This is a genomic window from Vagococcus sp. (assembly GCF_036639995.1).
Taxonomy (GTDB): Bacteria; Bacillota; Bacilli; order Lactobacillales; family Vagococcaceae; genus Vagococcus.
In genome coordinates this window covers 1-12,531 of sequence record NZ_JAVWHO010000057.1, presented here as the reverse complement: position 1 = coordinate 12,531, position 12,531 = coordinate 1, and the positions used below count along the sequence as shown (strand labels likewise).

Genomic DNA, 12,531 nt, shown 5'->3' with positions numbered 1-12,531 from the left:
ATTAACGACGGATTTCTTTAATTCTAGCTTTTTTACCGTGTAATGCACGTAAGTAATAAAGTTTAGCACGACGTACTTTACCGTAACGTACTACTTCGATTTGTGCAACACGTGGTGTATGGATTGGGAACGTACGTTCAACACCAACACCATTAGAGATTTTACGAACTGTGTAAGTTTCGCTAATTCCAGCTCCACGACGTTTAATAACAACACCTTCAAATAACTGGATACGTTCGCGAGTACCTTCCACAACTTTTGCGTGAACACGAACTGTATCTCCAGGTCTGAAAGCTGGGATGTCAGAACGTAATTGTTCGTTTGTAATTGATTCGATTAATGGATTCATTTTCCACATTCTCCTTATTCCAAAATATTCATATGATTTCTACACAGCGGAATATCGTAATAGTGAGTGTTTCTCACTCACCAAAATAGTTTAACATATTAGAAAGTTACTGTAAAGAGGTTTTTCTTTACATTCCTTCTTCTTTTTTTATTTCTGCAAGCATAGCTTCCATCTCTTTAGTCAACTCAATACTCTCAAGCATGTCTGGTCTTCTTAAAAGTGTTCTTCTTAAGGACTCTTTTAATTGCCATTCTGCTATTAGTTTATGGTTACCATTAGTCAAAACGTGAGGAACTTCCATTCCTTCATAATCGGCGGGACGTGTGTATTGTGGGTGCTCTAGAAGTCCCGTTGAATGAGAATCTCCTTTTGCTGATTCGTCGTTTCCTAATACTTCTGGTAACAAACGAACAGTTGCATCAATCATCGTCATAGCACCCAATTCACCGCCTGTTAGAACATAATCTCCTAATGAGACTTCATCTGTTACTAAACTTCGGATTCTTTCATCATAGCCTTCATAGTGGCCGCAAATAAATACCAGATGTTCTTCTGTTGAAAAGTCTTCTGCCATCTTTTGGTTGAAAGGTTTTCCTGCTGGATCAAGTAAAATAACTCGTTGATTCATATCACCTGACTCAGCTTGAATTGATTTTAAAGCATCATGGATAGGCTGAACTTTTAAAAGCATACCAGCACCGCCACCATACGGATAATCATCCACTTGTTGGTGTTTGTTAGTTGAAAAATCTCTAAAATTACTGACATGAACATCAAGTAAATTCTTTTCAATCGCTTTTCCCAAAATTGATTCCGTTAACGGACCTTCAAACATTCTTGGAAAAAGTGTTAAGACGTCTATTCTCATCATTAATCAATCAATCCTTCAGGAATTTCTACCACAACTTTACCTTCTGATATGTTTACTTCTTTCACAACTGACTCAATGTATGGAATCAAAATATCTTTTGCTCCTTTTTCATTTGAGCCGATAATCCAAACATCATTGGCACCAGGAGAAAGAATCTCTTTAATTTTACCTAAACTAGTACCTGTTTCATCAAATACTTCAATACCGATAATTTCATGGTAATAAAAAGCATTATCTTCTAATTCCCCAATATCTTCTTTTGAAATCTTTAGAATACCGTCTCGATATTTTTCAACATCATTAATATTGGGATGGTCCTCAAAACTTAAAATATCGAAATTTTTATGTTTACGATGACTCTTAATAGTTAATTCAATTGGTTTTTTATTTTCTTGAAATAAGAACAGAACATTTCCTTTTTTATATCTTTCCTCAGAAAAATCTGTTTTTGAAATAACTCTTACTTCTCCTTTAATGCCTTGTGTATTGACAATTTTGCCAACGTTTAAAAATTCTGTCACTCACTTAACCCCTCTTCATCTAAAATGTCTTTTACATTGTATCATCTATGTTACTAGCCTGTCATTTAAAAAAAGCTTTATTACTTTAAATACTGCTTATTTTGCTAATCTTACATGGGTGATTGAATTGCCTGCTATTTGAGGTGGTATTGAAAAAGTCATAGCTACTGGACTTGTTAAGGTAAATTCTACTTCACTATCTTTTGTCAAATTCTCTATATTTAAAGATGAGTCAAATGTTTTAGGATTAGCAAGTAATACCACACCATTAGCATTCAAGTTATCACTTATTTTTTCTGGATCAGAAATAGCTTCTACTTTTTCAAAAGACAAGCGTACGGTTTCTTCATCAACAGTAGGTTTGTCGGTTAACTTTCCTCTAAACCTTGCCTCTTTAGACTCTTGAGAACTAGAGGTTGACTGTACTGTTTCCAAACTATCACTCGTATTTTCTGTTTTCTTTTCAACTTTTTTTGTACAGCCAACAAAAATAAAACTTAAAACGACAATACTTAATATCAATACTTTCTTCTTCATTCTTCTCACCTATTTCTTATTAGTTGATAAAACAAAAAAACGCCTAGTTAAAAACTAAGCGTCATTATTACCATCCAAAATATTTAAACGAACTTTTTTAGGTCCATCTGTACGTACACTATAAACAATTGTTCGAATCGCTTTAGCCACTCGACCTTGTTTCCCAATAATACGTCCAATATCTTCTGGGGCAACGGTTAAGTTGTATTCCATATATTGATCACCTTCAGTGATCTCTAAATGGACATTTTCGGGTTGACTAACTAACGGACGGACAATGGTTAATACCAAATCTTTAACATCAGTCATTCACAGTCCCACCTTATTTTTTAGTGTATTTAGCTTCGTGATGTTTTTGCATAATTCCTTCACGAGATAAAATGTTACGCACTGTATCAGAAGGTTGAGCTCCTTTTGATAACCAGTTTAAGATTTCTTCTTCTTTAACTGTTACTTGTGCTGGGTTTACTAATGGGTTGTAAGTTCCCACAACTTCGATGTAACGTCCATCACGAGGTGAACGAGAATCTGCTACTACCATACGATAAAAAGGTTTCTTTTTAGAACCCATACGTTTTAAACGAATTTTAACTGCCATTTATAGGCACCTCCAGTATATTTCTTAATCACAAGAAGTATCATAACAGTTTTTAAAAGAGATGTAAAGTGTTTTTTCTTTACAGCATCAATTTTTTTAAAATTTTAGTTGATAAGCATCCGGTAAACTCAAATGTCCCACTGAAAAATACTTGTAATCATTGTTCACCAGCGTAGATAAAACCTCAGTTAAATTTGCATTATCTTGTACTCTTATAACCAATTCATGCTCATTTAATGTCACCATATAAAGGGTTGGAAATAGCTTTTCCATTTTTTCTAAAGAAACATTCGCTAATTTAACATAGGTTGATTCATCCGCATAGCCTTGTTTTTTATCTAAAAAGAGCTCCAAATCACCACCTGTTAAAAAGAAAATACGGTCCGAATATTTTTCCAAATTTTCTAGCAAATGGGACGCAATAATAATTGTTTTCCCTTCTTGTTTCTTTTCAATAATGACATTTGAAATCAATTCGACATTAGTTGGATCTAATCCATTCATTACTTCATCCATCAACATTATCTGTGTATCACTCATTATTTGCATCGCAAAGCAAAGTCGCTGCTTCATGCCTAACGAGTAGCTCCCTACCTTTTTCTTAACGTAATGACTCATTTCTAGTCGTTTTACTAACTCGTCAATCTCTATTGTTTTAGTCTTCCACATATTTCGGTAAAGCTTCAAATGATCATAGCCAGACAAATGATCATATAAATCATTTTGATCAGGCATCATTGAAATTTCTTGATAAATTTTACTATTTTCTTTTGGATTTTTATATCGCTTTGTTTCATGAATCACTACTTCACCTTGTTTAGGTTTCAAATAATTCATCATTACGTTTAACATTGTACTTTTTCCAGTCCCATTAGGAGCCACTAACCCTACAACTTCCCCTCCTTCAAAGACCATATTCACATGACGTAAGACATGATGTTTACCAAAGTTTACTGAAATATCTTTTAATTCAATCATTTTTTTACTCCTCCATTAAACAATTCGTTTGAATCGACTGGTAATAAACAATAGCATAACTAATACAAAAAGAGTTATTCCTAAAATAATTAAGCTAAATTCAAACGTAATTTGTGTTCCCGACCAAAAGAAACTTCGATGTCCTGATATTATTTCCCCTACATGAACATAGCTTGTTGGTAAATAATTAATAGCGTGGATATCACCGTAACCAGGTCGATTATAAAACAATTCAATAAACGGCAAACCTAAAGTGATAATCAAAAGAAAATAAGCATTTTTTATCCATATACCAAGACATAAATTAATAGCTATAACAATTAGTACTAATAAAGTTACTAAGATAAAAAACCGCAGGAAAAATTGACCAACTGACATATTGTCAAAAATAATATCTCCTAATAAGGGTATTTTTCCTGGAAATTTACTTGTGGCAACTGGCAGATTCAAGGAACCAAATCCATTTTTCAGCCCCATTCCTATAAAACCAACACTTAAAGGTAGACATGTCGCTACAGTTCCTAAAAAAGCAACACTTCCTTTAACAATTAGTTTTTTTCCATCAGTTATTGGCATCCCTTTAATCATACTTGGATGTTTTCTATCACGCGCTAGTAAATCCATTGAAAAAATTAACCCACAAACAAGTAAAATGACGGGTATTAAATAATCCATTGCCCGAATTAATGAATGAGTAGCTGTTTTTTCATTGATAGTTTTCAAGTTAATAGGTTCTTTAAGCTGACTGTATTCTGTTAATTTTACAATCATCGACGCGCTTTGATAAAAATATTCCAAATCAGCAAAGGATGAACCATCTTTATAATAAAGCGGGCTTGGTTTGTACTTTAGCCCTTGATACCATTGACTTCTCACTTCAGAAAATTTCTTATACTCTTTTTTATCAAGTAATTGAAGTTGTTGTTCCTCATTTTCAACAATTGCTGGAAAGCTATCAATTGCAGCTTGTGTATCTGGATGAACCTCTCCTTCTTGATTTACTGTATCTAGGAACTCTGTTTTAGTATCTACACTTGCTTGAAGTTCTTGTCTTGAAACGCGCTCAATTATTTCAAAACTATTTTCAATTTGAATCCAGTAAAACAAAGATAAAAAAATCAGGAGTAAGTACACTGCCATATTTTTACGATTAGTAAAAAATTCTCGCCATTCATGTTTAAAAAAACCCCACATCATGCCTTCACTCCTTTCAGTCCACGTTTGCTTAAACTAGAAATTAAAAATAGTAAAACGCCACTCATAACTAGTAAATATCCCATACCAAATAATGGATTTAAAAGAGCTGACGAAGAATCGGTTAAAAATTTACCTTCAAATAAGTAGGTCGGAATTAAGTAACCTCCTAAGTACCAGGGAGAATCACTGATAAATTCTGGTAAAAGAATTGTTAATGAATAAAAAAGCATTTCTATAATTAATGTCAGATAGAAATTTCGAAGTAATACATTTAAGAATACAGATAAAACAAACACAAAAGAAAATAATACAGCTAAATAAAGGACATTGAGAAGAATCACTTGCCAATTTCTTAATATACTGAAAGATATTAGTTGAACGACTGTATAATTATTTAAATCATTCACACTGTTTCCAAATAATTGTGTTAGACCTAAGCATAAAATCAATCCACTTCCTATATTTAACATAAACAAGGAAAAAAGAGCCAAATATTTTTTTAAACATCGCTTCAAAAAAGTAATAGGTTGACCTTTCACCAGACTCTTATGCTCATACTCGTCTTCTAAAATATTAGCTGTTAAAAAGGCACAAATAGGAAACCAAAGAACACCTAAAATAGAGAAGAACAATAAACTAAGCGTACTAAATGTTTCTGGTTTCAAATAAACTGTCTCATCATTTTTTAGTAAGTAACTAAAATAGGCATCATCCATTTTTATTTTAGCTAGCGTTGGTTGTAATAATTCAATATCTTTATTAAATCCTTCTTCTTGTCGCAATTCTTTTCTTAATTTTGTCATCTCATAGCTTGATTCTATATATTTTTTTGGTTGATCGAATAAGACACTATTTAATTGTCTAGCAATAATTTGTGTTTGCTCTGATAAATTTTGATAAATTGGGTTGCCTTCATCCACATCAACAAATTGAAAAGCAAGCATACTACCTGCTATTTGATAGCTCTCTCGTTTATTTTGTTTTTCAAACGTATCATATTGATTAGTCGAAACAATCATAAATAAGACAGATACCAATATCATACCCACACCAATAAAAAGTAAATTTATTGGTTTTTTTAATATGCTTTTAAATTCCTCACCCACAACAAACTCCTCCAAGTTATTAACTTTTTCTCTTAATTATATCATCTAATTTTAATTTTTGGTAAAAAAAAAGAACAATTAAAAAATTGATCTTTTCTTATTTCTCAGATTTTTAAGCTTCATCAGTTAAAATTTTTATAAACTGTTGGTATTAAAAGTTGATGTAATTCTTCAAACCATGTCCCTACTTCTAAAAGTAATCGGTCATTTCCTTTACTTGCCATCAATTGGATGCCAATTGGTAATTGTTCATTTTTCGTTACATGGGTTGGTAAACTAATGGCTGGTTGACCTGTTAAATTTGCCAGTTGAGTATAAGGTGTTAACCATAAACTCTTTTCAAACATCTCATAGACCAATTCAGCTAATTCTTCTTTCGTTTGGTTTTCTGATTCTTCCATTCGATTTCTAATATCATCACTTTGTAAATCCTCAGAAATAGTTGGAGCAATTGTCGTTGCTGTTGGTGATAAAAATAAATCATATTGCTGAAATAGTTGTTCCATAACAACGGTTGCCTCATCCCATAAATGAAATGACGCCGCATAATCAGCAGCTGATAGTTTCTTCCCGTATTGATATATCGTCCAAGTCATTAATTCCATATCATCTATCACTAATTCACGGTTTAGATTAGCAGAAATTCCATTCATCATGTTTGCAGTTTCGCCACCGTTCATTTGATAATAACTTCTAATAAGTGAAGCCCCATCAACAGGGTAAGGAACCTCTTCGACACAATGTCCCAAACTTTCTAAAAAGTGAGCAGCATTTTTAACAGCTAATAGCGCCTCTTCACTTACTTTATTACCAATTGGTGACGTAGTACAAACAGCAATTTTTAACGGACGATTAACAACAGGTAGCATCGCCTTTGGTTGATTGAAGGGAGAAAACTGGTAAGTTGGTTTTAATATATTTAGCATCTTTTGCGTATCTCTAATTGAGACACTTAAAACAAAATTAACTGCTGCTCCTTGCCAATCGCGGTAATTCCCTGGACCATTAACAATACTTCCACGACTTGGTTTCAACCCAATCAGGCCAGAAAAGCTAGCTGGAATTCGGATTGATCCTCCCCCATCACTCGCACCTGCAATAGGAGTAATTCCTGAAGCAACTACTGAAGCAGCGCCTCCACTACTACCACCTGAAAAGCGATTTAAATCATACGGGTTTTTCGTTGGACCATTTATTTTTGCATCAGTCACATTTTTAAACCCATATTCTGGTGCTGTGGTAACGCCAAAAGGAATAAATCCTGCTTCTTCAATATACTTAACATAATTATTAGAATGAGTTGCAATATTATCTTTAAATAGTTTAGACCCTAGAGTCTCTTTAAAACCAGACTTAGTTTGCCCTAAGTCTTTTAGAGGAAATGGCACACCAAAAAAAGGTTGGCATTTTTTGGTGTCATCTAACTTCATAGCATATTCTTTTGCTTTATTTAAATCTAATTCTACAAAAGCATTTAATACGTTTAATTCATCCGCTCTTTTTTTCATTTCTTCCAGTGCTTCAATTGGTGAGAGTTCATCATTTTTTATTAAATTACTAAGATATGTTGCATCTTTAATCATAGAATATTCTCCTCATTTTTTAGTAAAAAAAGCTAAGTAAACTCACCTTTGACAGAGAAGACTACTTAGCTTTATCTATTATTTTTTCTTTTTATTTTTCTTGTTTTTTTTCATTTTCTTTTTATTCTTTTTAATCATTTTATTCATGGCCATTTTTCCAAGTTTACCTTGAACACCACTACCCATTAAGTTCTCCATACCCGCTGGCATATTTCCCTTACTCATTTGCTGCATCATCTTACGTGACTCGTTAAACTGTTTAATCATACGATTCACTTCAACAACAGAGTTTCCAGAACCAGCTGCAATACGACGGCGACGGCTTGGATTTAATAAATCTGGATTTTCTCTTTCGGCTGGTGTCATTGAAAAGACGATGGCTTTCTTTCTAGCCACATCTTTTGGATCAACCTTCATTTGATCAAGACCTGGTACATTATTCATTCCAGGAATCATTTTGATTAAATCTTCCAAAGGACCCATACTCATTACTTGGTCTAATTGCTCAATAAAATCATTAAAGTTAAAAGAATTTTCACGCATTTTTTGCGCTAATTCTTCTGCCTTATCTTCATCATAGTCACGTTGAGCTTTTTCAATCAACGTTAACATATCACCCATGCCAAGAATTCTTGATGACATTCTATCTGGATGGAATACTTCAACATCAGTTAATTTTTCGCCTGTCCCAATAAACTTAATTGGTTTTCCAGTTATTCCACGAATTGAAAGGGCCGCACCACCTCGAGTGTCCCCATCTAATTTAGTTAAAACAACCCCAGTTACATCAAGTTGCTCATCAAAACTTTGGGCAACAGTTACAGCGTCTTGACCAGTCATCGCATCAACTGTTAATAGAATTTCATTTGGATTAGCAAATTCTTTAATACGTTTTAACTCATCCATTAACTGCTCATCAATATGTAAACGACCTGCCGTATCAATGAAAACATAATCATTTTTATTTTCTTTTGCTTGTTCTAAACCACGACGAACAATTTCCACTGGGTCAGTATCAGTTCCCATATCAAAAACAGGAATATCTAATTGTTGACCAATTACTTTTAATTGATCAATCGCAGCAGGACGATACACGTCTCCTGCAATTAATAATGGACGAGCTTTTTCATTTTGCTTTAAAAAGTTCGATAATTTACCAACAAAAGTTGTTTTACCAGCACCTTGTAAACCAACCATCATAATAATTGTTGGGATTTTTGGTGATTTATTTAACTCAACTGCTTCTGAACCTAATACTTTAGTTAATTCTTCGTCAACAATCTTAACAATTTGTTGTGTTGGATTCAGTGATTCAAGAATCTCAACACCGATTGATCGTTCTCCAACACGTTTTGTAAATCCGCGCACAACTTGTAAGTTAACGTCTGCTTCTAGAAGAGCTAGACGTATCTCGCGCATCATTTCTTTTACGTCTTCTTCTTTCACCGTACCTTTTTTCTTTAATTTACTCATCGCTACCTGTAAGCGATCTGTTAAGCTTTCAAATGCCAATTTAATTCTCTCCTACTCTTCTTCGATTTCTTGAATGCTATCCAAAATAGAGGTAATTCGCTCTTTTTCTGAATAGTCATCTGACATAATTTCTTTTATTTCGTCAATCATTTCTTCTCTAACAATATAGTTAGAATATAAATGAAGTTTTCTTTCATATGTTTCAAGTAATTTTTCTGTTCGTTTAATGTTATCATAAACAGCTTGTCTACTAACACCGTATTCATTAGCAATTTCTCCTAAAGAAAAATCATCTGCATAATAAAGTTCGATATAATTCATCTGTTTTTCGGTTAAAAGAGTTGAGTAAAATTCAAATAACGCATTCATTCGATTCGTTTTTTCTATTTCCACGTTATCCCTCCTTTAATATATCAATGAATATTATCACCACAACATTATAACACAATCACTTACTGTTTTTTACTAATTTTACGAAAAACAAAAAGACTAAGAAATTTACTTAGTCTCTTGTAACATCCTCATTTGTCTCTTCATCAGTTTCATCTTCTTTTTCAACTATTGGTAACGTGAATCTAAATGCAGCACCATTATTGACATGACTTTTCACACTAATTTCACCATTATAATTGTCAATTAATTGTTGTGCTATTGATAATCCTAAGCCGTTTCCACCAGTGTTTCTTGCTCTGGCTTTATCTACTCGGTAAAAACGATTAAATATTCGCTCTAAATTTTCTTTTGATATCCCTTCACCAAAATCTTGTACTTGAACTTCAAGAGATTTATACGATAAGGAAACAGATATTAAAACCTCTTTCCGAGTGGTTGAATATTTCACAGCATTATCCAGTAAAATGATTAAAATTTGTTCTAAATGATTTCGATATATTTTGATAGCTACATCTTCATCCAAGTCATCATCTAAATTAAATGTAAATTCAGGGTACAACATTCTAAAATTACTAACGTTTGTATGAATCACTTCTTTAGCCATAGTGACATTATCCGCATAATGAAACTCTGATTGCTCTGCTCTTGATAAATCAAGCATCTCTTGGACTAGGCTTTTCATCCGAACAATTTCTTGAAGTGACGCTTCAAGAGATTCTGCTAAAACCTCTGGATCATCTTTTCCCCAACGATTTAATAGATTAATATGTCCTTCAATTACAGCCACCGGTGTTCTTAACTCATGAGACACATCCTCAACAAATTGCTGTTGCTGTAAGATAAATTTTTGCATTCTCTCTAACATGTCATTAAACGCATTGGCTAAATCAGAAATTTCATCATTTGATTTTGGTACAGGCATTCTAACTCCCGTTTTATGCGCTTCTTCAATACTATTTAAGGTTTTCGCCATCTTTCTTAATGGACTTGTAAAATAGCTAGACAGAATAAATCCAATGATAATACTCAGTAAAATACCGACAATTTCCAAAATCACTAATGTATCTAATAATTTTTTACTGACTTCATAATAATTGTTAAGTTCATAAAATCCTTGAGTATAGCCAATTAGTTTGCCTGTTTTATTTGAATGTATCGGACTAAGCAAAACAAAACCTGTGATATTATCAAAGGTTTGAATATTAGTCACTCTTTGCTCGTCATCATCAAATGGCAGATAAGCATTTTTTGTTTCAAACAGTAAACGATGGTCCGTTCCATAGACTTTAGCATTTAATTCGGGTTGAGATAATTCAGAAATAAAACTATTTAATTGCATTAAACTTGCTTCTAACGTTTCACGGTCGTAGTATTTGTTGCCATCAAAATCACCAGCAGATTCCTTTAAATAAAAAACTGTACTATTTAACGTTAGCTTATCCTCAGAACGAGACAATCTGCTTTCAATTTCTTCCATAGTACGGTTAAATTTAGTTTTTTCTTGTTGTACCATTATTTTAGTACTTGTTTGATAAGTGACAATCGCAAAAATAGTAAATAAGATTGAAATCGCAAAAGCCGTTAAAAAGGTCCATTTAAAAGTAATAGAGCGCCACGAAAACTTAGATGGCAACTCTATATTTTGAAAAGATTTCATTAGGATCTCATCACATACCCTGTACCACGAACAGTTTGGATATAACTGTCTTCGCCAGGTACATCAATTTTATTTCTTAAATAACGAATATAAACGTCAACTACATTGGTTTCAACTTCGATTTCATAGCCCCATACTTTGTTTAATAGGACATCTCTTGATAAAACAACGTTAATATTTTCCATCAAAATAAGTAGTAACTCGTACTCTCGTTTAGTTAATTCGATAATTTCGTCAGCACGACGAACTACACGATTTTCTTTTTCGATAGTTAAATCGCGATAAGTAATCGTGGTTTGTTTCGTAATATTTTTATCTCCTTCAATATCAATACGACGAAGCAAAGCTCTTAATCTTGCTAAAAGTTCTTCAATGGCAAATGGTTTAATGATATAGTCATCCGCCCCATGATCTAATCCAGAAACTCTATCGATAACTGAATCTCTTGCAGTCATCATAATAATTGGTGTATTTTTAGCTTGTCTAATTCGGCGACAAACTTCTAATCCATTTAATTCTGGTAACATTAAATCCAGTAAAATGGCATCCCAATCTCCAGATAAAGCAGCTTCCAAACCGGTACGTCCATTATAATGAACCTCAGTTTCGTAGCCCTCATGTTTAAGTTCTAATTCTACAAAACGAGCTAAGTTTTTTTCATCTTCAACAATTAATATTCTATTTGACATAACAACACATGCCTTTCTAAGCTACTTATAATCTTTCAAACGCTATCATCATTATAACGACTTTTCATTGAAAAAGCTATTCGTTCCAGTATTTTTTTTACCTCCTTAAATATTGTCCATTAAAGGAATAATTTAATTGTTTTTTCTCTTTAAATATACTTAAAAGTAAAATAAGTGAACATCCTAAAGCTACTTCTACTCTCTCATAATGTTGAACGTTTTTAAATAATATTTAAAACACATCCAAATAAAAAACAATTAAAACTCTTATACCTAAATTACGTTCATCTTTACCAGCTATCGCTTAGTACAAGATTATCAAAAAAAGATTAATTTATTCTTTTTTTAAGATCGTTGATATTTATTTGTTTTCGCCACAAACATAAAACTAAAAATTAAATCTTAGTAATTTCTAATTTTTATTAAAGAATATTTTGATGAGAAAAACGACTATTTTTTCAAAACCACCATTTCTTCCTTAAATTAACATTAGCTCAATTAATAAAATCATGAGTATTTTATATAAATAACCTGAGCAATATATAATAAAAAAACAAAAAAACAGATTAAAATTTTCAT

Annotated in this window: 14 protein-coding genes; all 14 read right to left on the bottom strand. The window is 32.6% G+C overall.

Going from position 1 to position 12,531, the window contains the following annotated elements; all coding sequences use genetic code 11:
• Position 1: 1 nt before the first annotated feature.
• Entirely contained in the window at positions 2-349 is a 348-nt protein-coding gene (gene rplS, locus RR554_RS11055) for a 50S ribosomal protein L19 (protein WP_332464314.1), read from the bottom strand.
• A gap of 127 nt (positions 350-476) precedes the next feature.
• The gene (gene trmD / locus RR554_RS11050; RefSeq protein WP_332468029.1) at positions 477-1,217 is read right to left on the bottom strand and encodes a tRNA (guanosine(37)-N1)-methyltransferase TrmD; all 741 of its coding nucleotides are present in this window, start codon (positions 1,215-1,217) and stop codon (positions 477-479) included.
• A gap of 2 nt (positions 1,218-1,219) precedes the next feature.
• A complete protein-coding gene (rimM, locus tag RR554_RS11045) occupies positions 1,220-1,741 on the bottom strand; it encodes a ribosome maturation factor RimM (protein ID WP_332464315.1) in 522 nt (173 codons plus the stop codon).
• 96 nt (positions 1,742-1,837) lie between these two features.
• Positions 1,838-2,278 (bottom strand): hypothetical protein, encoded by a 441-nt coding sequence (locus RR554_RS11040; protein WP_332468028.1) that lies wholly within the window; start codon positions 2,276-2,278, stop codon positions 1,838-1,840.
• 54 nt (positions 2,279-2,332) lie between these two features.
• Positions 2,333-2,587 carry a KH domain-containing protein gene (locus RR554_RS11035; protein ID WP_332464317.1) on the bottom strand — a complete coding sequence of 85 codons (255 nt, stop codon included), beginning with the start codon at positions 2,585-2,587 and terminating at the stop codon, positions 2,333-2,335.
• 13 nt (positions 2,588-2,600) lie between these two features.
• On the bottom strand, positions 2,601-2,876 hold the full coding sequence (rpsP, locus tag RR554_RS11030; RefSeq protein ID WP_332464318.1) for a 30S ribosomal protein S16: 276 nt from the start codon (positions 2,874-2,876) through the stop codon (positions 2,601-2,603).
• A gap of 96 nt (positions 2,877-2,972) precedes the next feature.
• Entirely contained in the window at positions 2,973-3,854 is an 882-nt protein-coding gene (locus tag RR554_RS11025; protein WP_332464319.1) for an ABC transporter ATP-binding protein, read from the bottom strand.
• A 15-nt stretch (positions 3,855-3,869) separates the two neighbouring features.
• Positions 3,870-5,051, bottom strand: coding sequence for a hypothetical protein (locus RR554_RS11020; protein ID WP_332464320.1), 1,182 nt, complete (start codon positions 5,049-5,051; stop codon positions 3,870-3,872).
• Positions 5,048-6,157, bottom strand: a complete 1,110-nt coding sequence (locus tag RR554_RS11015) for a hypothetical protein (RefSeq protein ID WP_332464321.1) — start codon at positions 6,155-6,157, stop codon at positions 5,048-5,050. The genes RR554_RS11020 and RR554_RS11015 overlap by 4 nt, the downstream gene beginning before the upstream one ends.
• A gap of 122 nt (positions 6,158-6,279) precedes the next feature.
• Positions 6,280-7,737, bottom strand: a complete 1,458-nt coding sequence (locus RR554_RS11010; protein WP_443081288.1) for an amidase — start codon at positions 7,735-7,737, stop codon at positions 6,280-6,282.
• A gap of 81 nt (positions 7,738-7,818) precedes the next feature.
• A complete protein-coding gene (gene ffh, locus RR554_RS11005) occupies positions 7,819-9,252 on the bottom strand; it encodes a signal recognition particle protein (RefSeq protein ID WP_332468027.1) in 1,434 nt (477 codons plus the stop codon).
• Between the two features lie 12 nt (positions 9,253-9,264).
• Positions 9,265-9,606, bottom strand: a complete 342-nt coding sequence (locus tag RR554_RS11000; RefSeq protein WP_332464324.1) for a putative DNA-binding protein — start codon at positions 9,604-9,606, stop codon at positions 9,265-9,267.
• Between the two features lie 109 nt (positions 9,607-9,715).
• Positions 9,716-11,263 (bottom strand): HAMP domain-containing sensor histidine kinase, encoded by a 1,548-nt coding sequence (locus RR554_RS10995; RefSeq protein ID WP_332464325.1) that lies wholly within the window; start codon positions 11,261-11,263, stop codon positions 9,716-9,718.
• On the bottom strand, positions 11,263-11,952 hold the full coding sequence (locus tag RR554_RS10990; protein WP_332464326.1) for a response regulator transcription factor: 690 nt from the start codon (positions 11,950-11,952) through the stop codon (positions 11,263-11,265). Before RR554_RS10990 ends, RR554_RS10995 begins: the two co-directional genes overlap by 1 nt.
• Between the last annotated feature and the right edge of the window lie 579 nt (positions 11,953-12,531).

What these genes read in the sequence shown, in the direction of transcription:
- rplS (WP_332464314.1), bottom strand. Translation starts at nt 349, where the DNA reads ATGAATCCATTAATCGAATCAATTACAAACGAACAATTACGTTCTGAC.
- trmD (WP_332468029.1), bottom strand. Translation starts at nt 1,217, where the DNA reads ATGAGAATAGACGTCTTAACACTTTTTCCAAGAATGTTTGAAGGTCCG.
- RR554_RS11040 (WP_332468028.1), bottom strand. Translation starts at nt 2,278, where the DNA reads ATGAAGAAGAAAGTATTGATATTAAGTATTGTCGTTTTAAGTTTTATT.
- RR554_RS11035 (WP_332464317.1), bottom strand. Translation starts at nt 2,587, where the DNA reads ATGACTGATGTTAAAGATTTGGTATTAACCATTGTCCGTCCGTTAGTT.
- rpsP (WP_332464318.1), bottom strand. Translation starts at nt 2,876, where the DNA reads ATGGCAGTTAAAATTCGTTTAAAACGTATGGGTTCTAAAAAGAAACCT.
- RR554_RS11025 (WP_332464319.1), bottom strand. Translation starts at nt 3,854, where the DNA reads ATGATTGAATTAAAAGATATTTCAGTAAACTTTGGTAAACATCATGTC.
- RR554_RS11020 (WP_332464320.1), bottom strand. Translation starts at nt 5,051, where the DNA reads ATGATGTGGGGTTTTTTTAAACATGAATGGCGAGAATTTTTTACTAAT.
- RR554_RS10995 (WP_332464325.1), bottom strand. Translation starts at nt 11,263, where the DNA reads ATGAAATCTTTTCAAAATATAGAGTTGCCATCTAAGTTTTCGTGGCGC.
- RR554_RS10990 (WP_332464326.1), bottom strand. Translation starts at nt 11,952, where the DNA reads ATGTCAAATAGAATATTAATTGTTGAAGATGAAAAAAACTTAGCTCGT.